Source organism: Prosthecobacter sp., assembly GCF_044222345.1.
Taxonomy (GTDB): Bacteria; Verrucomicrobiota; Verrucomicrobiia; order Verrucomicrobiales; family Verrucomicrobiaceae; genus Prosthecobacter.
This window is the reverse complement of the sequence record NZ_JBGANL010000042.1, coordinates 23230-47548: the sequence shown is the minus strand read 5'-3', so window position 1 is coordinate 47548 and position 24319 is coordinate 23230. Positions and strand designations below refer to the sequence as shown.

Below are 24319 nucleotides of genomic sequence, written 5' to 3'. Positions count from 1 at the left end.
TCCACCCGGCCCTCCACATACTTCGTGCTGCGATACTCGTAGCCTTCGCGCACGCCAAAGGCGTGATATAGCAAACTCTGGCTCATTGCTCCCCTCTGCCATCATCCCGCCTCGTATGCACCAACTTCCCGGATGAACCAAATATCGAACCTACACAGCACATTTTTTTAACGTTAATGCTTATCTTTAGCACCAAAATTTCGCACTTCAAACATAGGCCTGCAATCCAACCCCTTGAGGGCTCCATCGATCAGGGTCCTACTGGGTCTGTTTTTCTTGAGAACGCATGTGCTCCGCGCTTTCGCGTTTGCCCATCCCGCCCTCCTTCTCTAGCATCGGCGTCTTATGAATCGCAAACGCCTTGGCCGCACGGGTATCGTTGTCACTGACATATGCATGGGAACCATGACCTTTGGTCTGCAGGCAGATGAGAAGACCTCGTTTGCAATCATGGACCGTGCGCTGGAGGCGGGGATCGATTTTTTTGACACGGCGGAGCTGTATCCGGTGCCGCCGAGTGCGGAGCTGTTTGGGGTGACGGAGCAGATCGTGGGCAAGTGGCTCAAGGGGCAGAAGCGTGGGGAGATCATTATTGCCTCAAAGGTCACGGGCCCGGGCCATGGCTGGTTCCGGCCGCCGGTGCGGAATGGGTTCACGGCGCTGGATCGGCGGCAGATTTTCCAGGCTTGTGAGGACAGCCTGAAGCGGCTGCAGACGGATTACATCGACCTGTATCAGACGCATTGGCCTGACCACGGCATGCAGCAGGAGGAGACGCTGGGCGCGCTGACGGATCTCATCGACCAGGGGAAAATCCGGGCGTGGGGATCGAGCAATGAGACGTGCTGGGGCGTGATGAAGAATCTCTGGGAGGCGGAGAAGCATGGCCTGGCGCGCATGGCGACGGTGCAGAACAATTTTTCCCTGATCAACCGCCGGTGTGAAAGCGAGCTGGCGCAGGTGTGCCGCAAGGAAGCGGTGAGCCTGCTGCCATACTCGCCGCTGGGTGGCGGGGTGCTGTGCGGCAAGTACAATGGTGGTGCGCTACCGCAAGGGGCGCGCTTCACCGACTACATTTTGAACGGTGGGCCGCGTCAGAAGAGGATGGCGGCGCGCTTCGTCAATGAGCGCAGCCTTGAGACCACCGCGCGTCTGCAGGTGATTGCGGCTGATCTGGGCGTGAGTGTGACGGCTCTGGCGCTGGCCTGGAGCAAGCAGCATGACTTTGTAGCCTCCACGATCGTGGGTGCCACGACGGTGGCGCAGTTGAACGAAAGCCTTGCTGCGGCTGATCTGGTGCTGAGTGATGAAACACTGGCCCGCATTAATGAGATTGATGAAGCGATCCCGTGCGCGATGACGGAGGATGGATTGCGGAGGCTGTAGGATGGCTTGGCCAAAGGAGCTGATACAACTTTCAGCATGTGTTGGGGGATGCGGTGCTTTTTCCAGAGCGAGCTGAAGCTCGGGAGTACTTTCTCCGTGCTCATGGCGTTCTGTGCACTGGCGGTGTGATGTTGAGCTTTTCGCCTCCAGAGCCTTGGCGGTTATTTTCCAAGCGAGGAAAAAGACGTTGCGCTGTGAGGCTGCTTTTGCTGGAATCGCCGACTCCCTGACCGATCCCATCCCACGCCATGACTCAGACCACCTCCGGCAAAGCCGACATGAAACTTTTCTGGGCGTGCTTCATCGCCCTGGTCGCCACCTCGTTTGTGTTTGGGGTGAGAGCCAACACGATTGGGGAACTGCAGAACAGCTTCAATCTGTCTGAGTCCCAGAAAGGGGCGATCAATGGAGCAGGCATGTGGCCTTTTGCGCTGAGCATCATCTTTTTCAGCCTGATCATCGACCGCATCGGCTACAAGACGGTCGCGCTGTTTGCGGCGGGCTGCCATGTCGTATCGCTGGTGCTTACGCTGCGCGCCTCCGGTTATGAGGACTTTTACTGGAGTTCGCTGCTCATCGCGGTGGCGAATGGCACGGTGGAATCGTTCATCAATCCGGTCGTCGCCACGATCTTCAGCAAGAACAAATCAAAGTGGCTGAACATCCTGCACGCGGGCTGGCCCGCAGGCCTGGCGCTGGGCGCGCTGTTTTGTGCGCTGCTCCCGGACACCAAGCTGTTCTTCAATGCCGTGTGGCAATTCCGCTTTGCACTGTGCTTCATTCCTGTGGTGCTCTACACGCTGCTCATCCTGCCGCGCAGCTTCCCGGTGAATGAGCGCGTGGCCGCCGGGGTGAGCTACCGCGACATGCTCAAGGAAGTGGGAGCGGTGGGGGCCTTCATCATCGGATCTCTGGTTTACTGCGCCGTCGTGCAGATGATCGGCTTTGAAGCCTCCCTGCGGGACTCGCTTATCGCCGGACTGGTGCTGGGTGCGGCCACGGGCTTTTACACCCATTCACTGGGCAACTGGCTTTTCATTGTCGTTCTCATCACCATCGGACCTCTGGCCACGACCGAGCTCGGCACCGATGGGTGGATGCCGGAACTGCTCAAGCTCAGCGGCCCGGATTTCCCGAACTTCGCCACGTGGATCTTTGTGTATGTCTCCGTGATCATGACGGTGCTGCGCTTCTACGCGGGACCCATCGTGCACAGGTTCTCGCCCATCGGCCTGCTGGTGATCAGCGGGGCCATCGCCATCACGGGTCTGATCTTCCTCTCGCATGCCACTGGCTGGGTTATCCTCGCGGCCGCGAGTGTGTATGCCTTGGGCAAGACTTTCCTGTGGAGCACCACGCTGGGGCTCACGGCCGAGCAGTTCCCTAAAGGTGGGGCGCTCACACTGAATGGGGTTTCTGCTGTTGGCGTGCTTTTCCTGGGGGTGCTGGGCAGCCCCTACATCGGTCACAAGCAGGACCTCGACATGGCCGAGCGTCTCTCCAAGGCCGAGCACAGCGCTCTGTACTCAGAGATCAAGGGCGAACCCAAAGCCGGCATCTTCGGCAATGCGCCCACGCTGAACCAGGAGAAAATCAAAGCCCTCCCTGCCCCGCAGCATCAGGAACTCGAGACTGTGCAGGCCGCCAGCAAGCGCAGCGTCTTCACGACCATTGCCATCCTCCCCAGTTTCATGCTGGCCTGCTATCTTGGGATGTTCTTCTGGTTCAAATCCCGTGGTGGCTACCAACCGGTCGTCATTTCTGAAGGAGATGCAGGCCAGGGCCACTGACCCAAGGCGCCGGAAACAAAGCCCCCTACATTCGCTGCAAGATCGACAGGCTTCGCAGCGATAACAGGCCCGCCCACCCGAAAGCGCTCACAGCAAAGGTCTTTTTCTGGACGCGATTTGCGGACCTTCCCGCTGAGCGTTCTGGCAAGTTCTCAACCTTGAGAACACTTTTTCCTTGTCGCTCCAAGGCGTGGCACCTAAAACACGCCCGTTCCCGACAACCACCACTCCAACCAACACACACACTCCACTCCCTCCTCTATGAGCGAAAACAATCGAATGAGACTTCTCTGGGCCGGCTTCATGGCCATTCTCGCGGCCGGCGTCGGCTTCGCCATCCGCGGCGGCATCTTTGACAACTGGGCGAAGGAGTTCGGCTTCACGGGCGCGCAGCTCGGTGCCATCGGCGGCATGGGCTTCAACGGATTCTGCTTCGGCATCATCCTTGGTGGCGTGGTGGTGGACAAGATCGGATATGGCAAGCTCGTGGTGGTGGCCTTTCTTCTTCACATCGTTTCCGCCCTCGTGACGTTCACCGCCAGCGGCAGCAGCGCCTTCATGGTGCTGTCCCTCGGCATGTTCATCTTCGCTTTCGCGAATGGCACTCTGGAAGCCGTGGCCAATCCCCTCGTCGCCACACTGTTCCCGGAAAACCGCACGCACTACCTCAACATTCTGCACGCCTCCTGGCCTGCCGGCATGGTGATCGGTGTGATCATCGGCTGGTTCCTTGACGACAAAATGGAGATCAACTGGCGCATCCAGCTCGCGCTCTATCTCATCCCGACCGTCATCTACGGCCTCATGTTCATGGGCCAGAAGTTCCCCCAGTCCGCCGCTGCGGCCAAGGGTGTCAGCTTTGGCAACATGCTCAAGGACGTCGGCATCCTCGGCGGCGCCGTGGCATGCTTCCTCCTTTCCTTCTTTGCGGAAGGCTTCTTCAAAGACGTGCTCAGCGTTGAGCCTGCTCTGGCCAAGAACCTCGGCTACGCCACGGGCGGCATTGTGCTGATCGCCGTGGGTGTGCTCACCAAGTTCTCGCTTGGATCGCTGGTGCTCTTCGTTCTCTTCGTGACTCACGCCCTCGTCGGCGCGGTCGAACTGGGCACAGACGGCTGGATCCAGAACATCACCGGCAACCTGTTCACCCCAGAGCAGGGCAAGGCCCTCTTCCTCTGGACCTCCGCCATCATGTTCGGTCTGCGCTTCTGCGCTCATTGGATCGAAAAGACACTCAAGCTCTCCCCCATCGGCCTGCTTTGCGTCTGCGCAGCCCTCGCCTGTGGCGGCCTCACGCTGGCCTCCGGTATGAACACCTTCACCACGGCGCTCGTCGCCTTGGGCGTCTATGCCTTCGGCAAGACCTTCTTCTGGCCCACGATGCTGGCCGTCGCCTCGGACCGCTTCCCTAGCACGGGTGCTGTGGCCATCTCCATCATGGGTGGCATCGGAATGCTCTCCGCTGGTATCATCGGTGGTCCTGGCCTCGGCTACACCAAGGACCGCTTTGCTGGTGAGTCCCTGAAGGCCTCCAACCCCGCCTTGTACGAAACCTACAAGGCTGAAGCTCCGAGCAAGTTCCTCAATCTGGAAGCGACTGCCGCTATCGGTCTTGATGGCAAGAAGCTCTCCGAAGCCAAGGAAGCCAAGGAAAAGACTCCGGATCAGAAGGCCGTGGTGCTGGCCGATCAGCAGGGCGACCGCAAGACTCTGAAGTTTGACTCCTACATCCCCGGCACGATGGCCGTGATCTACCTGCTCCTGCTGGTCTACTTCAAGTCCATCGGCGGCTACAAGCCTCTGACCATTGAGGAAGAGATGGCCGCGAAAGCCTGATCTATCTTTCCATTACTCCCACGCGGCGTCCCTTCACGGGGACGCCGTTTTTATTTCCCGCCTTGCGCAGTGTCATTCATTCGGCATTCGTATTTCTAACATCTGTCATTCCCACCATGCCCACCTACGTTTACGAAACCATCCCCCAGTTTGAAGGCGAGCCCACCAAGCGCTTTGAAATCCGCCAGAGCATGAAGGACGCCGCGCTCACGCAGCACCCGGACAGCGGCCAGCCGGTCCGGCGCGTGCCGATTGGCGGCACGGGAATGATGGGTGGTGGCAGCGGCGGTGCCCAGGCTTCAGGCGGCGGCTCCTGCGGGACTGGGTGCGGGTGTCATTAGAAAATGACGAATGTCGAATTCGCGAATGTCGAATGAAATCCCAAGTTCCAAGGCCTAAATGCCTGAAACCTCCGGAACCACTTCGTCATTGAGCTTTTCTTCGGCATTCGCCAGCTTGGTTTCTTCCTTCTGCGGAGCAGCTTTTCTCATCAAACGTGCTGCATAGAAGCCGTCGAAGGCGCCGGTCTCGGGGGTGCGGTGGAGTTCTTCTTCCAGAGCCCATTCCTCACCGTGTTTGGCCAGGAAAGCCTGCACCTGCCGTTCGTTTTCACTCGGCAGGATGCTGCAGGTGGCGTAAACGAGCTTGCGCCGGGGACGACCATGCGGCTGTAGCTTTCGAGAATCTCCGCCTGCAGGGCGATGAGACGATCGATCTCGGCATCGCTGAGTTTCCATTTCGCGTCCGGATTGCGGCGCAGCACGCCCATGCCGGAGCAAGGCACATCCAGCAGCACGCGATCCGCTTTTTGAGCGAGGCGTTTCACGGTCTTCGAGCCTTCGATCTCGCGCGCTTCGATGATGTCAACGCCGGCGCGTGAGGCGCGCTTGCGCAGTTCTGCCAGCTTCCAGGCATGCACGTCCAGCGCCAGCAGACGGCCCTTGTTGCGCATGAGGGCCGCGAGGTGCAGCGCTTTGCCGCCGCCACCGGCGCAGGCATCGATGACGCGCATGCCGGGCTCCACCTGCAAAAAGGGTGCGATGAGCTGCGATGCCGCATCCTGCACTTCAAAGAGGCCGGACTTGTAGGCGGCGGTGCCAAACAGATTCGCCCGCTGCTTCAGACGCAGAGCGCTGGGCACCTGATCCACGGCTTCGGTTTCATAGCCTTCCTGGCCCAGACGCTCGCGCAGAGCACGACGGTCGTTTTTGAGGGTGTTCACACGCATGAACACATCCGCAGGCAGGTTCAGCGACTCGCGCAGTGCGGGCCATGCGGCCCCCAGTTCGAGACTGCCGCGCGCTTCCAGCCAGTCTGGGATGGCGGCACGGATGGCGGGCGATGCGCCCTCCTTGGCACGTTTCCGCACATCCTCAGGTTTCACCTCGGGCGCGGCTTCGTCCTTGGGAAGGTCACGACCGTTGGTGATCCAGTAAGCGGCCCAGACCCGCCAGAGGCGCTCCGGGGTGATGTTCTCCGGCTGCGTGTGCTCTTCATCAGGCAGCCCGGCCAGATACCAGAACCAGCGCCACCAGCGTACGCACTCATAAATGGACTCTGCGAAGATGCGCCGGTCCCGGCTGCCCCACTTGCGGTGCCGCTTGAAGGTGAACTCGATCACCTTGTCCGCATAGCGTTTGCCTACAAACACCTCTCCGAGTGAAAGGATGATTTCGTCAAGCAGGTGGGGCGGGAGTTTCATGGGACTAGAGACATGGCGCAGGCGTATCCCCTTCACAACTGCGGCTACCAAGAAATCACTGGCCCCAGCGTAGAAGCAGATTACTCTCAGCCACCCCAAAAAGACATGCCCACCGAGTTCGATATTCAATACGCCCTGGAAAACACCCAGGTGCTCCATGAGCCGGACCGCCGCATCGACACCTTTGGCAGCACGCATTTCGAGTTTCAGATCGTCACCGAACTCATGGATACCGTCGGGGCCGTGCGCGTGCGTGAAGGTCGCATCGAGGCGGAGAAGCCCCTCATCCTGCGGCCGGAACTGCCGGGCCAGTTTGACTTCGAAGGTTTCGGCCCCGAAGTGGCCGGATTTGGCGAATTCCTGCGGGACAACCTGCACAAGCTGGCGATCCTGAAGTACGGCTTCAAATTTCGCAAAGGCGACATCAGCGAGCTGATCATCCACGAACCCATGGAAGAAGTCACGGGCAAGCTGCTCGGTGAGATCCGCAACTCCGGCAACCCGATGCGTGCGGTGATCCAAGGAGTGGACGACACCTGGGAAATCTGCCTGCTGAAGTTCACCGTCGAGATGATCGAGAAGTCCCAGAACATCAACCTCTTCGATTTCAAACGCCGCGGCCTGCTGGGCTGAGTGGTAGTTTGCAGGTTCACGCGATGGCCAAGACCCAGATCAAACTGCTGATTTTCCTCATCACCGTGGGCTTGGTGGCAGGCACTCTGGCGATGGGGTACTGGGTTTACATGAACATCCTGCTCAAGGAGAGCCAGGTGGAGCAGGACATCGCCTCCATGAAGGCGAAGGACCGCCCGCGTGTGGACCCCGGCGTCCGTCGCTTCGAAGCCGCCGTGGAACTTATTCACCAGGGCAAAATCGACGAGGGCCGTGATGCGCTCTACAAACTCTGCCAGCAGTTTCCCGACTCCAAGACCTGCGCCGAGGCCATGCGCATCATTGGAGAGATCAACATGGACCAGCTCTACTCCGCGAACTCCACCGCCGGGAAGAAGGACTACATCGTGCAGCCGGGCAATTCGCTGAACTCCATCGCCACCAAATTCGACACCACCGTGGATTCCATCATCCGCTCCAGCGGTTTGATGAGCTTCAATCTGCACCCCGGCGACCACCTCACCATCATCCCGATGGACTTCCATCTCGGGGTCAGCATTTCCAAAAAGCAGGTCATGCTGCTGCGCAAAGTGGGCGACAAGGAATACCTGTTCAAAGTCTACAATGCGAAAGACATCCGCATCACCCCGGGCATGCGCCTGCCGGTGGAGATGACCATTGCTGGAAAAAACTCCATCTTTGATGGCAAGCCGGTGCTTTCCACCGATCCCAACTACGTCGATGCGGAGAAATGGTTTTCGGGCAAAAAGCCGGGCTCAACCACGACGATCAGCATCCGCACACCGCCCGTGGCCCGCACCATGCCGGTGGAGGAGCCAAAGGCCCCCACTCCAGCTTCGAAAAAATCCACCGCTTCCGCCACCCCGGCTGCCATGCCGGCCCCAGCCCCCTCTCCCACGGCGGAAACGGGCATCTTTCTTGCCCGCGAAGACATCGAAGAACTCTTTGCGCTCGTGCGCAACGGGTCAAAGTTGAGCCTTGTGAGATAATCCCTCCCATCCCATTTTCCCACCGACCGCCATGAAACAAGTTTTGGAATTCGAAAAGCCCATCGTCAAAATCCGCGAAGAAATCGAGGAGGCTAAAAAGAAGCTCGCCGCGAAGCCCAGCGACAAGCTGGCGCAGCAGATTGCCGATCTCGAAACCAAGGCCGAAAACCTGCAGCGTGACATTCACGCCAATCTTTCCCCCTGGCAGCGCGTGCAGATCTCCCGCCACATTGGCCGGCCCTTCATGCTCGACTATGTGAAGCACATCACGGATGAGTTCGTGGAGCTGCATGGTGACCGCCACATTGGCGATGACAATGCGATGCCCGCCGGATTTGCCACCATCGGTGGTCAGCGCGTGGCGATCCTCGGCCACCAGAAAGGCCGCGACACCAAGGAAAATCTGCTGCGCAACTTCGGCAGCGCCCATCCCGAAGGCTATCGCAAGGCCCTCCGCCTCATGCGCATGGCCGAAAAATTCAGCCTGCCGATCATCACTCTGATCGACACCCCCGGAGCCTTCCCCGGCATCGGCGCGGAAGAGCGCAACATCGCGGAGGCCATCGCCTTCAACCTGCGCGAGATGATGACCCTGCGCACGCCGGTTATCGCCATCGTCATCGGTGAAGGCGGCAGCGGTGGTGCCCTCGGCATCGGCATCGCGGACAAGGTGCTCATGATGGAGAACGCCTACTACTCCGTGATCAGCCCGGAAGGCTGCGCCGCCATTCTGTGGAAGCACCGCGAGCACGCCCCGGAAGCCGCCTCCGCACTCAAGCTCAGCGCCCAGGATCTCTCCAAGCTCGGCATCATCGACGGCATCATCCCCGAGCCTCTCGGTGGTGCGCACAACGATCACTTCGCTGCCGCGAACTCCCTCAAAGAAGCGGTGTTGGCCACGCTCAAGGAGCTCAACGCCCTGCCGACCGCCCAGCTGCTGGAGCAGCGCTATCAGAAATTCCGCGCCCTGGGTCAGTTCACTGAGGGCTGATCTCCGGCATTCGGCCGCCCCTGGCCATTGCGGAAGAAGCCAGTTTTGATGCTTTACAGCGCCTGCTCCTCCGGGAAAGCTCGCAGCCTATGAAGTGGCTCATTCGCATTGTCATTGTTCTCGTGGTTATCATTGGCGCCGGTCTTTGGTTTGGCTGGTCTCAGCTTGGCAACCTGGTCAAGTTTGGCATTGAGCAGGGCACGCCTCCGGTGGTTCAGACCAGCGTGTCTGTACGGCATGTGAATGTGTCCCCCTTTTCCGGCAGCGGTCTGGTCGAAGATTTTCAGATCGACAATCCCAAAGGCTTCACGGGCCCTTATGCCCTGCGAATTGGCCGTGCGGAGGTGGGCCTGGACCTGAACAGCGTCAGCGCTGACAAGGTGGTCATTCAGCACATCCGCATCACGGATCCTGAGATCAATCTCGAAGCCGGGCCCGGTGGCACCAATCTCAAGCACATCGCTGACAACGCGATGAACTTTGTCTCCCAGCAAACCGCGCCTGCCGGCAATGCCGCCGTGCCCGCCGCCGACGGCAAGCCGAAGAAGTCCGTCAAACTCCAGGTGAATGAACTGCTCATCACCGGTGCCACACTCAGCGCCAGCGCAGCGGGTCTTGTTCCGGGTGCAGGTGCCAGGATGACGCTGCCTGAAATACGTCTCACGAATCTCGGCACCGGTGCCGCCGGCATCACTCCTGCCGAGCTGATGGCACTGATCCTCCGCCAGCTGAACACCGAAGCCGTCAAGGCCAGCGCGAGTGGTGCTCTCAAAAACATGCTTCAAGGTGGTGCCGACAAACTCAAGACCGACGGTATCAAGGGACTGTTTGGGAAATAGGCCTCGTCGTTCATTGGGCGGCGGATGAAATCTGCGCAGCCACCCGCATGGACTTTTTTCTGACGAGTGTGCCTTCGTGCCACTCGATTCCGTCTCGATGTCAAAATGGACACTATTTGTCCATTCATCAATTCAGCGGCAGCCCGAGCATGACAAAGAATTGGCCGATGTTTGGTTGGCATTCCACTTTTTTCAATCCATGCGCCGATTCTCCCTCCCGCTCCTGCTCGCCTTTTCCGCTGCCAGTTTTGGCGCTGAAATGGAGGAAGATAAAAAGAAAAAGCCCACGAAGACCGCTGACCTGCCTGAGGTGGTGATCACGGCCACGCGCAGCGAGACTCCGCTATCCCAGGTGCCTGCGGCGGTGAAAACGCTGGATAAAAAGCAGATGGAAGAACGGCTCACGCGCACCTTCCCCGAGGCGCTGAGGGAAACGCCTGGCGTGACGATTCAAAAGACCTCCAACGGCCAGGGCTCCCCCTTCATCCGTGGGTTCACGGGCTTCCGCAACCTGATGATGGTCGACGGCATCCGCTTCAACAACTCCACCTTGCGGGACGGCCCGAACCAGTACTGGAACACACTGGACCAGCATGGCATCGACCATGTGGAAGTGCTGCCATCCCAAGGTTCCGTGCTGTATGGCAGTGATGCCATCGGCGGCACGGTGAACGCATTCACCAAAGGGTCGGGCTTTCTCAGCGAAGCCGAAGGCGGTTTTTTCTCCCATGGCCGGGCTGATTATCGTTACTCCACCGCAGAGCACAGCAATGTGGAGCACTTGGAAACCAGCATCGGCGAAGGGCAGAAGTGGGGGCTTCACGCCGGTGTTACCCTGAGCCAGTTTGGCGATGTCACCGACGGCAGCGGACGGCGGCAGCGGCACACCGGGTACGATCAATGGGCCTTCGATGTGAGGCTGGACATTGCACTGGACGATCAGTGGAGCTTCACCGCCGCGCATCAGCAGGTGCGCCAGAACGATGTGTGGCGCACGCACTCCACCACCTCCGGGGTTTCCTTTGAAGGCACCACCGTCGGCACTGACCGCGTGCGACTCTTTGATCAGGAGCGCAGCCTGACGTATGCACGCCTCGCCGGGAAGGATCTGAACAGCTTCATCGACAACGCCAGCCTCACCGTCTCTTTGCAAACCGCCGGAGAGAACCAGTTCCGTGTCACCGGCCCCGGTGTGCGCTCCTACAACAATGTGAACGTCACGACGCTGGGTTCCGATCTCCAGTTCACCAGCAAGTCACCCATCGGCACCTTCGTCTATGGCGTCGATTTTTATGAGGACTTTGTGCAATCACACGCTTCGGACAATCCTTTCCAAGGAGCCGTGGCGGACAACTCCACCTACAGCCTGCTGGGGGTTCACATCCAGGACGCCATCGACCTCGGCGAACGTGTGCATCTTTTCATCGGAGAGCGTTACACGCATGCCACGGCCAGGCTCGGCAGCTTCCAGAATCCCACCACCCTCGCGCAGCAGTCTTTTGCCAGCAGCTGGGACAACTTCTCCGGCAGCGTGCGCTTTGTGATCGACCTGGATGAACGCGACCGCTATTCGATGTATGGCGGCGTGTCGCAGGCCTTCCGCGCGCCCAATCTCTCCGACCTGTCCCGTTTTGATGTGGCGCTGTCCGGGCGCAAAGAGACACCGGCCACGGGCCTTTCCCCGGAAAAATATCTGACCTATGAGATCGGCCTCAAGGCAAACACCGAGAGCCTCACCGCCAGCCTGGCCTACTTCTACACCCAGCTGGACAATCTGATCATCCGGCGCTCCACCTCCGTGCCCCTGCAGGACACCAAGGCGAATGGCGGCAATGGTTACATGCAGGGCTTGGAATTTGCCGCACGCTGGCGGATCGACCAGCACTGGAGCCTCTTCGGCCATCTGGCCTGGGTGGAAGGTGAGGCGGATCAGTTCATCGGCACCACCACGCAGAAACGCCGCGAGCCGCTGGGCAAAATCTCCCCGCTCGTGGGTTATGCGGGCGTGCGCTGGCAGACCACCGACAATCGTTTCTGGTCGGAGTTTGTCTGCCTGACCTATGGCGAGGCCGGACGCATGAACACCTCCGACCAGCTCGACACCCAGCGAGTCCCGCCCAACGGCACGCCTTCTTTCTGGCTGCTCACGCTGCGCGGCGGCTACTCCGTCACCGAGAACCTCATCCTGACAGCCTCCCTCGACAACCTGCTGAACAAAACCTACCGCTACCACGGCTCAGGCTCCAATGAGCCCGGTTTTGGTGCGAACCTCGGTGTGACGGTGAAGTTTTAGCAGTGGCGCGCCGGCTTGTTTAGACGCCGGATTTTACGCATCCACCACGCGCAGCGCGGACTCGCCAGAGGCATCGTTTATGATACGGCCTGTGATTCCGGCGATGCTGAACTTTCCGGCGTAGGGCACCTGCAGGTGCGTATCCCGGGCCACCATGTCCCATTCCAGCCGCAGGTATTCGGCGATCACATTGGTGAGGCTGAGCTGGAAAAAATGTCCGACCGCCGCCCAAACGATGGCGATGTGGGAGTCGCATTTCCCCTGCTCCACGGCCTCGCGCAAACGGCCCAGCACTCCTTGATAGCGCGCATGCTTTGTGGATTTGAGCAACACTGCGCCCGCCTGCAGACTGCGCTGGCAGGCGGCGGGTGAAAGCTGGGAAGAGAGTCTGGAAGAAGCTGCGATGAGACCCGCCAGATCATTGGCATGCGCGCTCTGCCACGCGGACTTGAGCGCCGGACCGATGGCTTCACGCAGCACACTTTCAGCTGCGGCATTCCACTCGCCCACATCCTCCACCAGCAGCACCTCCACGCGGGCGCGCACGCTGCCCAGCAGCCACTTCACCCAGTCCAGCCCGCGAGACCAGTCCTCGATGACCTGCTGATCATCCGCCGTGTCATGCGGTGCAGGCAGCAGAGTGATGGTGGGAAGCAGATGCAGTTTCATCGCGACAGCCACACGCGCCGCAGCCATGGGCGGCGATTTTCAAACCTTCGTTGCATAGACCCGTTCATCGCACGAACTATGCCTCCAGCGCGGCAATGCGCGAACAGAATACTTTTCATGAGCGAAGCCTCCCCACTTGACACCTCCACGCCCTGGTATGCCTGCCAGCGCTGCGGCAACTGCTGCCGCTGGCCAGGAGATGTGCGCGTCACAGACGATGAGATCACGCGCATCGCCGCGTATCTGGACATGCCGCGCATTGAGTTCGTGGAGCAGTGCACACGACTGAACGCGAACCGCACCGGCCTGAGCATCATCGACAAGCCGAACGGCGAGTGCTTCTTCCTCGAAGGCGTGAATGTCTGCCGCATCCAGCCGGTGAAGCCGGTGCAGTGTGAAGGCTTTCCCAACACCTGGAATTTTCCCGGGTGGCGAGATAAGTGCGAGGCGGTGGAGGCACCGCGCCCAGCATCCCATTAGGCTGCTGCCGGCACCGACTTGTCCCAGAGCACGGACTTCGTATAGGCATAGGGCTTGCACAGCACGACCTTGCTCACCTCCGTGCGAATGACGGCAAATTTGTGATAGTCCTCCGTCTCGCAGTACTTGCGGTAGTAGGCCTTGGATTTGCCGGGCATCTGATCCCAGTAGCGCTTCGCGGCATCTCCCTCGATCAAACGAGTGCGCCCGGAGAGGTATACGATGGTCTCCATCGAGGGTGAGGCAAACATCCATTCCGCCTGCGGATTGGCACGCAGGATGTCGGCCTTCAGCGAATTGGGAGCGGTGATGGAAATGATCTCCTCCATGTCCGTGGTGACCTGCGTGGTCATCCAAGCCGAATGGGGATGGCCCTCGGCATCAGACGTGGCCAGCACGGCATTGCGGCAATTGGTCACCAGTTGAGCAGCGTTTCGAGTGGCTTCGTTTTCGATTTTCATGTTCAAACAAACGCCAAATTTTCAACAGCGTCTCCGCATGGCTTGCCCGCATGTGCGCCTTTTTTGAAGATCGCGGCTTTACTGGACAAGCGGCCCAGTGCATGACATCTCCCCCACATGAAGCAGCAGACCATCGTCACACTCGACCTCGAAGGCGTTCTCGTCCCCGAAATCTGGATCGCCTTTGCCGAGAAGACCGGCATCCCCGAACTGCGCCGCACCACTCGGGAGGAACCTGACTACGATGTGCTCATGAAGGGCCGCCTCAAAATCCTCGATGAGCACGGCCTGAAGCTGCCGGACATCCAGGATGTCATCGGCACGCTGGCACCGCTGGAGGGCGCGAAGGCTTTCCTCGATGAGCTGCGCTCAAGCACGCAGGTGGTCATCCTGAGCGACACCTTCGCGGAGTTTGCCCAGCCGCTGATGCGCCAGCTCGCATGGCCGACAATCTTCTGCCACCAGCTCGAAGTCGCCCCAGACGGCCGCATTGTGGACTACAAGCTGCGCCAGCCGAACCAGAAGCAGAAGTCCGTGGCCGCCTTCAAGGCGCTGAACTACCGCGTCATCGCCGCGGGTGATTCCTTCAACGACACCACGATGCTTGGCGAGGCCGATGTCGGATTCTTCTTCCACGCCCCCGCCAGCATTCAGGCGCAGTTTCCGCAGTTCAAGCCCTTCGACGACTATGGTGAGCTCCTGGCCGCCATGCGCGCTGTGCTTTGAAGCATCATTGCCACAACGCGATTCCGCGTCCAGAATGCGCGCTCGTTTCACGCCCCGCATGCCACAGCTCCATCTTCAGCCCGACTTCGCCACTTTTCAGACGCTCGCGCAGCAGGGCAATCTCGTACCAGTGGTGGCGGAACTCGCCGCCGACTACGAAACCCCGCTCTCCGCATTTCAAAAGATCCACGATGGCCGCTGTGCCTTCCTGCTGGAATCCGCAGAACTGACGCAGCACTCCGGGCGCTACTCGCTGCTCGGGAGTTCCCCGCGAATCATCTTCACCGCACGCGGTCGTGAGATCGAAATCGAGGAGCGCGGCAAGAAGCGCAGCTACACCACCACCGGCGATCCACTGACGGAGCTGCAGGAGCTGATGAAGCCCTTCACGCCGCTGGAAACGCAGCCGCTGCCGGTCTTCCACGGCGGCGCGGTGGGTTATCTGGCGTATGACATGGTGCGCTTCTTTGAGCCGACGCTGCCGCCACCACCGAAGGATGAGCTGGGCCTGCCGGACATGGTGTTCATGGTCACAGACACCGTGCTGGTATTTGATCACCGCACCCGCCGCCTGTCCATCGTGGCGAATGTCCACACTGATGAGCATGCCACGCTGGAGGCTGCTTACGACTGGGCGCGCGAACAGATCGCGGATGTCATTGCCAAACTGGAGAAGCCTCTGGCTGCCAGACCGCTGCAAACCTTTGCCCCGGTGGGGCAACTGCCGCCTCCGGTGAGCAACACCACTCAGGAAGAATACGAGGCGATGGTGCTCAAGATGAAGGAGTACATCGGCGCCGGTGACATCTTCCAGGGCGTGCCCTCCCAGCGCTTTGAAACGGACTACCAGGGCACCACGCTGGATCTCTTCCGCGCACTGCGGCATGTGAATCCGAGCCCCTACATGTTCTGCATCGACTTCCCGCAGGGCTTCGCGCTCGTCGGCAGTTCGCCGGAGGTTCATGTGAAGTGCATGAACGGCCGCATCGACATCCGCCCCATCGCCGGCACGCGCTGGAGGGGCAAGACCCCCGCAGAAGACGATGCCCTGGCGCAGGAGCTGCTGAATGATCCCAAAGAACGCGCCGAGCACATCATGCTCGTCGATCTCGCACGCAATGATGTCGGACGTGTGGCTGATTACGGCACCGTGCGCGTCAGCGATTTGATGATCATCGAGCGCTACTCCCACGTCATGCACATCGTCTCCAACGTGGACGGCCATCTGCGCGACGACAAGACCGCCTATGACGTCATGCGCGCCACCTTCCCCGCCGGCACCGTCAGCGGCTCGCCCAAGGTGCGCGCCATGGAGATCATCAACGAGTGCGAGAAGAGCAAGCGCTGCGCGTATGCCGGTGCCGTGGGCTACTTCGGTTTCGATGGCAACCTTGATTCATGCATCGCGCTGCGCACCTGCGTCGTGAAGGATGGCAAAGCCTATGTGCAGGCGGGTGCTGGTGTTGTGGCTGACTCTGTTCCTGCGTCCGAGTATCAAGAAACGATCAACAAGGCCACCGGCATGCTGCGTGCGATTCAATGGGCGCGCCAGTTGAGTGCGCCGTGAGCTGATTGAGTTGCTCACACACTAATCACACGGAGCTAACAAGCTAATCACACAGTTGCTCACAATGCGCGAATGCATCACCCAGAAACAGAGAACCCCCCGGCATGCGAAGCCGGGGGGTTCCATTGGCGATCCAGCAACCAACAACGATAGAGGACCGATTGGCACGAAATGCGTTAGCTGAGGAAGCTTGCAAACGTGGCCCGCGAGTTGCCCCACGGACGACGACATGTTAAAAAGTTTTGCCCCTCCCGTCAACCTGCCCACCCTTCTTTTGCAAAAAGAAACCGCTGAGTCGCAATCCTGAGAGCCTAAAACGCCCAATTGTTATCAGAATTTTAGCAAAACGAGTCTTGACACCTGATCTGTCACTTTCGACCAACCACTACTCAACCGAACACACGCCATCATGCCCACCTCCCAAGACCTCGGCCAGCTCCTCCTCATGGGTGTCCCCGGTGCCGAACTCACTCCAGAAACCGCCGCACGGCTCAAAAAACTTCAGCCGGGTGGCTTCATTTTATTTGGACGCAACATCCAGACCCCTGAACAGGTCCGCAAACTCATCGATGACCTGCGCGACATTTCCAACATCGAGCCATTCATCACGATTGATCAGGAAGGTGGCCGCGTCTCACGTCTCCGGCTGATTGGTGAAGAGCCACCGAATGCCCAAGCGCTGCGTGACAAGGGAGATCCGGCGCTGATCAAACGTCATGGCAAACTCACCGGGCAGATTTTGCGTCTCTTCGGTTTCAATCTCGACCTCTGCCCTGTGCTGGACATCTCGTATGATGATGCAGCGGACAATTCTCTCAAAGGCCGCACGTATGGCCGCGATCCGCAGCAGGTGATCGACAACGCCGGCGTCTTCAATCGTGCCATGCGCGCCGAAGGCATCCTGAGCTGCGGCAAACACTTCCCGGGCTATGGGCCTGCGGAGTGTGATCCGCATGAGTTCCTGCCCGTCATCACCAAAAGTCGTGAAGAGATGGAACGCAGCGAACTGCTGCCCTACTCCGCGCTGCTGCCGGAACTCGACAGCGTGATGACCTGCCACAGCAACTACACCGCGTATGATCCCGACCGTGGCCGCTGGCCTGCAAGTCTGAGCCACAACATCGTGACGAAGCTGCTGCGCCATCAGTACGCCTTCGACGGGCTGGCCATGACCGATGACCTCGACATGGGGGCGATCCTGAATGAAGTCACCTTTGAGCAGGCCATCCAGGAAGCGGTGCGCGCCGGCAATGACCTCGTCATGATCTGCCACCGCGTGGAAATGGTGGAGCTGGCCCGCCAGCACCTCGAAGGCGTCGAGGCCCCGGCCCTGCATGATGCTTTGATGCGGATCGAAAAAACCAAGAAGCGACTGGTGAAGCCGGACCGGTTTGATCTTGAGCGCTTCGCGGCGATCAACCGCGACATCTGGCAGCTGCGCGTTGACACTCTGGGAGAAGAAGCCGCCAAAAATCTCAGCGTCGAAGATGGCAAACGTTCCCCCGTGGAGCTGTACTGAGAAACTGCGGATATGACGAATAGGACAGCCCGGCGGGGTCCATCAGCCCTTCATTGAGATTCTGCCGGATGGCGAGCGTCCGTTCATGCAAGGCCTGCGCACGATCCACATCCATGCAGCTGTAATAAAGCATCCCGAGGTTGTTGTATGCGGAAGCCATGCGTGAGCTCTGAGCTCCCGCGCGGAAGAACGGAGTGCATGGATCTGCTCTGCGAACATGCCTTCATTGAGGCAGCAGTTGGCGAAGGCCTTGCGCTGCAAGAGCTTGTCAAAGTTGTGGCAGATCCGGTCCAGCACACGAGCGATTTCTAGTGTGATGTGTGCTGCCTGCAATTGAATGGGGGAAAGGCCACCAACCTCATCGTGCCGGTGACTCTCAGCCCGTGCTTTCGCGGGGAATCCCACGCCCGAATGGCCGCCCTATTGAAATACGGGCACCCGCTGGGATCATGGTATTGCTTTGCGTTTCGGCGACAAGGGTGCGGCAGTGGATATGGCAGGCATCTGCCCTGTCCTGTTTTCCACCTGCCCCTGCTTCATGCGGTCGATCTCCTCCTTGGAAGGAAGAATGGCGCGGCGAATAGTGATGGGGGGGAGCTCTGGCTGCTTTGCGGCAGTTATTGGAGAGACTGGCGCAGCCACGGGCTGCGGACTTGCGGGGGCAGGTGTCAGCACCGCAGTTTTCGTCGATGAATCCACCGAGGGCGCGGCCACAGGTTTTGTCATCGGCTTCACTTCATTCACCTGGGCGGGCACACCTGGTGGTGGGGCGGAAGCAACCGTCACTGAGGCCACCACTTCAGGCTCTGGTTTAGCAGGCTTATTCGGCGCTGATTCCACCACTGCTAGCACAGGCTTGACCGTGGGAGCCGGAACAGGAGCTTTCATCGCCTCAACCACCTTGACGGGGGCGACAATGGCAGGTGCGGGTTGTGGCTTGACAGCTTCGGCTTGAGCAGGAGCCGGAACAGGAGCTTTCATCGCCGCAACCACCTTGACGGGGGCGACAATGGCAGGTGCGGGTTGTGGCTTGACAGCTTCGGCTTGGGCAGGAGCCGGAACCGGCCTGCTCTGGACAGCCTTCACGGATGCAGGTGGCGCATCCTTTCGACTGACGGCAGGTCCTTCAGCTTCCGCAGAGGCAGCCACCGACTGCGCCACACCTGCCGACTCCTTTTTGCCGCCCATGCAAATCCATGCTCCAAAGCCCAGCATCACTGCAGCAGCAGCCGCGATGGCCCCCACTGGCAGGCTGCGTTTTTGCTGGACCAATGAATTGAAGTCATGCGTCTTGATGCCGCGCTTGATGGGGGAGATGGGCTCATCCTCCACATTTCCAGCAGATGCCGCATTCGCATTCCAATCATCGTCAAAATCAGATACGGAACCGACGCTTTCCATCTCTTCCACCGCCACCACATGGCTGCCCCGCAGGCGTGTGGCCAGATCCACAGTCGGTGCTGACAGCAGCGCCTCGAACTTGTCGATGAATTCACCCGGACTTGGGGCTTTGCCCGGACGGCGGATCATTTCAAGACATTCACGCACATAAGCGGCGGCCGCCTCAGGGGTGGATTCAGGGAACTGCGGCACACCTCCGCTCTGACGCTCCCCAGTGAGCAAATAACCTGCAAGCGCCACAAAGGAGCGATGCCGGAAATCACGATTCTGCAAATGCTCCTCCTGCTGCTGTCCTTCGGCGAGGTCCATGTCCACCAGCAGCGGTTCATACAGGCTGCGCATAGTCATGTGAGGGCGAAGCTTCACGACAAACGAAGGCCAGGCGTCCAAGCGCTTCTGCATCAGCCGCTCCAGCTCACGCGAGAGCAACGGACCATTTTTCCCCACCCGCAGCAGGATGTTGGAAGGGTGCAAATCGACACGCTGCACACCACACTCCACCGCCTGATCAAGCCCGGCCCGGATCTGGCGCATCAGCACCGTCACTTCGGCAGGATTCAGCGTGATGCGTTCCGCCATGAGTCGGCTGAGTGCAAAACCAGGCTCTCGCTCTTCGGTCAGGAAGGTCCAGTCAGGGCTTTCCCAGAGACTTAAAGAGCGCAGGATGTTCGGATGCCGCTCAGGATTGAAGCGCCACATCTGCAAGGGCACCGCCTCGTAGCGAGATTTGTCCACGATTCGCGAAGGAGGCAGCAGGTGCACCGTGACCGGCTGCCCCAGCTTCGTATTGATCGCTGGAATGGAGAAGGGATAGCGGCGTGCGTGATCCGCATCCTCCACGCGAAACCGCGTTCCGAGAATGGTCTCGACCGGCACGTCCTCCAGCAGCAGCTCCTGAAGCAGAGGCTGCGGCAGCAGCGAGGAGTTCACCACCAGGTGTTTGCGAAAACTGCGTGCCTTGATGTTGCTCGAAAGCGCGCTGAACGCCTCACGCACATCATCACGCAGTTTTTCAATTGATGCCGGGGCATTGCCAGGGTCGGTGAGTGCAGCTCGGACCGCTGTGCGCAATCCCATCGGGAGCTGCGTCAATGCAGGGAACCGGTCAGGATTTTCACCCGCATAAGGCTGCCCGGTCAGCAGCAGGAAAATCAACCGGCAGGCCTCCGCCACCAGCCGTGCGCCGTCTTTTCCCTCGGCACCTGCATCCAGCTGCGACAGACCGTAATCAAACACGCGGAGCTGCAGGAATGTGTCTTCCAGAGTCGTGACCAGCACGCGGTCGAGATGCATGCGCGAAACCAGACGCTGGAAGCCTTGCAGCTGCAGCAGGTCATCCAGCAACTGATAGACCATCGCCAAGGCTGTCGCGGGCGCCACTGCGCCGCGCCTTTGGGTGTAGTGCTCGACGAACTCACCGTCATTGAGATTGCTGGTGTAGTAGACCCGCCCTTGATCTTCACCCACTTCCAAAATGCGCATGAAAGCATGCCCGCGGATTTCCGATGCCTGACGGGCACGATCAAACGCGGATTTCTTCATCGCCGCATCCAGCGTGCCTCCCCCGCGCAGCACATGCAGTTCCACCAAACGGTGAATCCGGTTGTCGAAGGCCAAATAAACCACCTCATCCTTGGAACGCACCAGTTCGACCGGTGCACCACCGGTTCGATGCGCCACGGAAAGGCTGCCAAATTGCTGAGGCTCTTCAATCATAACAAGTTAATCAACCATCCAGCGCGAGTCATACTGAGATGAAAATTCGAGGCACGACCACGCATACATATTCCTATTTATAAGGGTTGCGGCTCAAAGTTGCAAAGTTTATTATGGAAAATCTAGTCACTCAACCCCATAAACAAACCAGCCACCAGAGATCAGACCATAAAAAATAATTACCAAAGCCAATTCCAATAAGATCAAACGGCATTAATTATAATCATATAAACAATAAATTCCACATCCGATACTCGGAATTGAGCCAGTGGAGGGTATCCTTTTATTTTTTGTCTCCAACCACTGGCACAGATTTATTGCCAGAAATGTCCCCAGCGATTGCGGTCAGGCGCTTTTTCTCATCATCGTTCCATTGATAGGCTGCATTTGTGAGCCCATTGCGGGCGGCGATTTTGATCTCAGCAGCATTCGCGGAACCGGAATAGGCCAGCATCTCCCAAAGCGTGATTGCATTTCCTTTCACCCGATCCAGCAGCAGTTTACAGACACGCAGACGGACCTCTTCATCCTTCGGCGGATCTAGATGAAGCCAGACCAGCAAATTCATGTACTGCGGGCTCTCAAAAGGCAGTTCCTGGCTTTTTCCTGAAAGCACTTTTTCATTTTCCTGCCAGCCGCCGTTTTTTGCCAAAGCATGCTGCGCCTCAAAAGGCTTCATCTCAGCGGCCTTTTTCTGCAGTTCTTTTTTCCTCCATGCCTCCATCTCGGCAGGAATCGAGAGCGTCGCCACCGGTTTTAAAGCGTCCAGAATGCCAAGGACAAATTCCCTCGGCAGCACCAGCACAGGCACCAGCACGGTGAGCAGCATGGCCAGGCAGCCGCAGAACCAAGGCAGAATAAACCGCGCCAATGGCCCCGCCTGAGGATGCGGAAGTATTTCTCGGGTGACTCTCCCGGCTGTCGGAACCAGTTCGGGCGCAGGCTTCGGAGACACCCCGTTTTCCGTTTTCACAGCCGCCAGCTTTTGGGTCACCTCCACCAGCTTGTCCTGCTGCTGCGCAAATTTCACCGCCAGGTTCCACCAGCTCTCGGGTAACACCGCCTTGTATAAGTCAGCGCCTTCCATGTCGGTCGTCAAACACTCCGACAAATGATCCAGCGCTTCGAGTTCCGTCTTGCTCTTCCAAGTCCAGGCTGTTTTGGGTTTGCGCAGCCGCACGTCCCAGAAATCACGCTCGTCCTGCACCGCACTGCACACGACGCGTCCGGCCGCCAGCCAGCGCTTGGCATCCGCCAGCGCCTCCCGATGCTCCTCCCCTGCCAGGGGCTGGGCGGCATTGTACAGCTGCTCTGCACGTGAAAACCGCGTCACCGCCAGCGTAGCTGCCAGTGCCAGCATGACATCGACGGCGCAGGCGTTTCTGGAGGCATGCGATGCCACGATCGCATCGGCGAGTCTGGAGAGGCGGTGCGTCTCCCCGCGTGCAGCCCAGCGGGATGCCACCATGCACGTCACGTTGACTTCCCCGCTGCCCATTTCAATGACCAGATCGGGGATGCGTGCGAGCTCTGCGAGCTGGTCCTCATCCTGCTCAAACATCTCGGCGATCAGCAGGCTGCCCGCCGCCGCCCACTCCGGCTTTGAAAATGCCTGGCAGCAGAACGCATCAAAGTGACCCGGCACGGCGACTTTGCCGACCATGGCGCGCAGCAGCCCTTTGGCGCTGGCGCGCAGCTCCTCTGGCAGTTCCGTCGCTATCATCGCCTCGATGCGCGTCATCGTCTCCGCATCGATCGAACTGCTGGGGGAAGCGTCCAGCGCCTGGCTGGAGGACATCTTCAAGGCGGATGCTGAGGCGCTGTTTCCCATTTTCAGCGCCATTGATAAGACGGATCACGCCAGATGCAACGCGTGCGTCACTTAGGGGGCTAATTCGCTCATGCGATGATCTCCTTCGCCACCGTGCCGTAAACATCCGTAAGACGGAAATCACGGCCTGCATACCGGAAGGTAAGCCGTTCGTGATCAAGGCCCAGCAGAGCCAGCACCGTGGCATGCCAGTCATGGATGTGCATCTTGTTCAGCACGGCCTCGTAGCCGTAGTCGTCGGTCATGCCATAATTCATGCCGCCCTTCACCCCGCCACCGGCCATCCACATGGAGAAGCCCTTGTTGTTGTGATCGCGCCCATCCTCCCCCTGGCTGTGCGGGGTGCGGCCAAATTCACCGCCCCAGATGATCAGCGTGTCTTTGAGAAGTCCGCGCTGCTTGAGATCGGTCAGCAATCCGGCAATGGGTTTGTCGATCGCCCCGGTGTTGCGCTCCAGGGAGGCCTTCAGATTGAAATGCTGGTCCCAGTTGCCGTTGGTGAGCTCGATGAATCGGACGCCAGCCTCAACAAACTTGCGCGCCATCAGGCACTGCCTGCCAAAGGCATCCGTCTCCTGCTCATCAATGCCATACAGCGCCTTTGTGGCCGCTGTTTCCTTGCTCAGGTCCATCACCCTCGGCACCTCAGCCTGCATGCGAAACGCCAGTTCATACGATTCGATCACACCTTCCACCTCGGCGCTGACACCGCCGTCCTGCTGCATGCGAGCTTTGTTGAGCGCCTGCACCAGATCCAGCTGCGTGCGCTGCTCCTCGGTGGTGTAGCGGTTGTTTTTGATGTTCGCCACCGTGGCCTGTTCTGCGCCGCCGAACCGCCGGCCTGCGCCGCCGGGGAGACCATTGCCACCGATCTTGGTGCCTTGATAAATGGCAGGCAGGAATGCACTGCCGTAGGTGCGTGTCGCATTGCCGGGTGGATTGACCGTGATGAAGCCGGGCAGATTTTCGTTCATCGTGCCAAGTCCATACAAGGCCCATGACCCCAAAGATGGCCGCACGAACTGCGTCGTGCCGGTGTGGAGCTGGGAAAACGCCTGGGGATGCGCCGGCAGATCCGTGGACATCGAATTCAGGATGCACAACTCATCCGCATGCCTGCCCAGGTTGGGAAACAGCTCCGAGATGTACAGGCCGCTCTTGCCCTGCCGGTTGAACTTCCAGGGCGATGCCATGAGCTTCGCGGTGCCATAGCGTCCGGCCGCCGAAGGCGCGCCTTTGCCGTTGTCGGCGATCAGCTTTGGCTTGTAATCAAACGTGTCCACATGCGACGGCGCGCCCTGCATGCAGAGAAAGATGACATGCTTTGCACGTGGCGCGAAATGCGGTGCTTTCGGTGCCAGCGGTCCCGTGGCGGCCTGCGGATTGGCGCGCAGAGCCTGCTGCTGTGCCAGCGCTGCAAAGGCCAGGTAGCCGAAGCCGTTGGAGCCGGTCTTCAAAAACTCGCGCCGGGAGAATGGGGTCGTGTTCAT

At 59.5% G+C, this 24319-nt stretch carries 19 protein-coding genes and 2 pseudogenes; 13 read left to right on the top strand and 8 right to left on the bottom strand.

Annotated elements, in window-relative coordinates:
- The first annotated feature begins 345 nt into the window (after window positions 1-345).
- From ACILSL_RS19845 to ACILSL_RS19830, 4 genes are all read left to right on the top strand, one after another.
- On the top strand, window positions 346-1386 hold the full coding sequence (locus tag ACILSL_RS19845) for an aldo/keto reductase (RefSeq protein ID WP_395733800.1): 1041 nt from the start codon (window positions 346-348) through the stop codon (window positions 1384-1386).
- 248 nt (window positions 1387-1634) lie between these two features.
- Window positions 1635-3176, top strand: coding sequence for an MFS transporter (locus tag ACILSL_RS19840; RefSeq protein WP_395733799.1), 1542 nt, complete (start codon window positions 1635-1637; stop codon window positions 3174-3176).
- Window positions 3177-3455: 279 nt separating this feature from the next.
- Window positions 3456-5012, top strand: a complete 1557-nt coding sequence (locus ACILSL_RS19835; RefSeq protein ID WP_395733798.1) for an MFS transporter — start codon at window positions 3456-3458, stop codon at window positions 5010-5012.
- Window positions 5013-5128: 116 nt separating this feature from the next.
- On the top strand, window positions 5129-5353 hold the full coding sequence (locus tag ACILSL_RS19830; protein ID WP_395733797.1) for a zinc ribbon domain-containing protein: 225 nt from the start codon (window positions 5129-5131) through the stop codon (window positions 5351-5353).
- 249 nt (window positions 5354-5602) lie between these two features.
- On the opposite strand, the pseudogene ACILSL_RS19825 reads toward ACILSL_RS19830, so the two are convergent.
- Window positions 5603-5749 (bottom strand): annotated as a pseudogene (locus ACILSL_RS19825) (hypothetical protein); the annotation flags it as partial.
- Window positions 5731-6714, bottom strand: a pseudogene (locus tag ACILSL_RS19820) (RsmB/NOP family class I SAM-dependent RNA methyltransferase); the annotation flags it as partial. The pseudogenes ACILSL_RS19820 and ACILSL_RS19825, both read right to left, overlap by 19 nt.
- Before the next feature lie 105 nt (window positions 6715-6819).
- Here ACILSL_RS19820 and ACILSL_RS19815 point away from each other — a divergent pair.
- The 5 genes from ACILSL_RS19815 (at window position 6820) to ACILSL_RS19795 (ending at window position 12459) form a co-directional block, all read left to right on the top strand.
- The gene (locus ACILSL_RS19815) at window positions 6820-7347 is read left to right on the top strand and encodes a hypothetical protein (RefSeq protein ID WP_395733796.1); all 528 of its coding nucleotides are present in this window, start codon (window positions 6820-6822) and stop codon (window positions 7345-7347) included.
- 23 nt (window positions 7348-7370) lie between these two features.
- Window positions 7371-8336, top strand: a complete 966-nt coding sequence (locus ACILSL_RS19810; RefSeq protein ID WP_395733795.1) for a LysM peptidoglycan-binding domain-containing protein — start codon at window positions 7371-7373, stop codon at window positions 8334-8336.
- A gap of 31 nt (window positions 8337-8367) precedes the next feature.
- Window positions 8368-9327: an acetyl-CoA carboxylase carboxyltransferase subunit alpha gene (locus tag ACILSL_RS19805; RefSeq protein WP_395733794.1), complete on the top strand. Its 960-nt coding sequence runs from the start codon at window positions 8368-8370 to the stop codon at window positions 9325-9327.
- Window positions 9328-9416: 89 nt separating this feature from the next.
- Complete coding sequence (locus ACILSL_RS19800; protein WP_395733793.1) at window positions 9417-10166, top strand: hypothetical protein; 750 nt, start codon at window positions 9417-9419, stop codon at window positions 10164-10166.
- Window positions 10167-10365: 199 nt separating this feature from the next.
- Window positions 10366-12459 carry a TonB-dependent receptor plug domain-containing protein gene (locus ACILSL_RS19795; RefSeq protein WP_395733792.1) on the top strand — a complete coding sequence of 698 codons (2094 nt, stop codon included), beginning with the start codon at window positions 10366-10368 and terminating at the stop codon, window positions 12457-12459.
- A gap of 33 nt (window positions 12460-12492) precedes the next feature.
- Here the strand turns inward: ACILSL_RS19795 and ACILSL_RS19790 are convergent, their stop codons facing one another.
- Entirely contained in the window at window positions 12493-13155 is a 663-nt protein-coding gene (locus ACILSL_RS19790; RefSeq protein ID WP_395733791.1) for an urease accessory UreF family protein, read from the bottom strand.
- A gap of 90 nt (window positions 13156-13245) precedes the next feature.
- Between ACILSL_RS19790 and ACILSL_RS19785 the strand changes: the two genes are divergently transcribed.
- On the top strand, window positions 13246-13608 hold the full coding sequence (locus tag ACILSL_RS19785) for a YkgJ family cysteine cluster protein (RefSeq protein WP_395733790.1): 363 nt from the start codon (window positions 13246-13248) through the stop codon (window positions 13606-13608).
- On the opposite strand, the gene ACILSL_RS19780 is transcribed toward ACILSL_RS19785, so the two are convergent.
- Complete coding sequence (locus tag ACILSL_RS19780) at window positions 13605-14069, bottom strand: pyridoxamine 5'-phosphate oxidase family protein (protein ID WP_395733789.1); 465 nt, start codon at window positions 14067-14069, stop codon at window positions 13605-13607. The genes ACILSL_RS19785 and ACILSL_RS19780 overlap by 4 nt on opposite strands.
- 117 nt (window positions 14070-14186) lie before the next feature.
- Between ACILSL_RS19780 and thrH the strand changes: the two genes are divergently transcribed.
- The 3 genes from thrH to ACILSL_RS19765 all read left to right on the top strand — a co-directional run bounded on the left by thrH (window position 14187) and on the right by ACILSL_RS19765 (window position 17881).
- Entirely contained in the window at window positions 14187-14795 is a 609-nt protein-coding gene (thrH, locus tag ACILSL_RS19775; RefSeq protein ID WP_395733788.1) for a bifunctional phosphoserine phosphatase/homoserine phosphotransferase ThrH, read from the top strand.
- Between the two features lie 58 nt (window positions 14796-14853).
- Window positions 14854-16362, top strand: a complete 1509-nt coding sequence (gene trpE, locus ACILSL_RS19770) for an anthranilate synthase component I (protein WP_395733787.1) — start codon at window positions 14854-14856, stop codon at window positions 16360-16362.
- Between the two features lie 409 nt (window positions 16363-16771).
- Complete coding sequence (locus ACILSL_RS19765) at window positions 16772-17881, top strand: glycoside hydrolase family 3 N-terminal domain-containing protein (protein WP_395733786.1); 1110 nt, start codon at window positions 16772-16774, stop codon at window positions 17879-17881.
- On the opposite strand, the gene ACILSL_RS19760 is transcribed toward ACILSL_RS19765, so the two are convergent.
- The 4 genes from ACILSL_RS19760 to ACILSL_RS19745 all read right to left on the bottom strand — a co-directional run bounded on the left by ACILSL_RS19760 (window position 17838) and on the right by ACILSL_RS19745 (window position 24319).
- Window positions 17838-18041, bottom strand: a complete 204-nt coding sequence (locus ACILSL_RS19760) for a tetratricopeptide repeat protein (protein ID WP_395733785.1) — start codon at window positions 18039-18041, stop codon at window positions 17838-17840. The genes ACILSL_RS19765 and ACILSL_RS19760 overlap by 44 nt on opposite strands.
- Window positions 18042-18328: 287 nt before the next feature.
- The gene (locus tag ACILSL_RS19755) at window positions 18329-20998 is read right to left on the bottom strand and encodes a hypothetical protein (protein WP_395733784.1); all 2670 of its coding nucleotides are present in this window, start codon (window positions 20996-20998) and stop codon (window positions 18329-18331) included.
- A gap of 283 nt (window positions 20999-21281) precedes the next feature.
- Window positions 21282-22796: a hypothetical protein gene (locus ACILSL_RS19750; protein WP_395733783.1), complete on the bottom strand. Its 1515-nt coding sequence runs from the start codon at window positions 22794-22796 to the stop codon at window positions 21282-21284.
- A gap of 101 nt (window positions 22797-22897) precedes the next feature.
- Window positions 22898-24319, bottom strand: coding sequence for a DUF1501 domain-containing protein (locus tag ACILSL_RS19745; RefSeq protein ID WP_395733782.1), 1422 nt, complete (start codon window positions 24317-24319; stop codon window positions 22898-22900).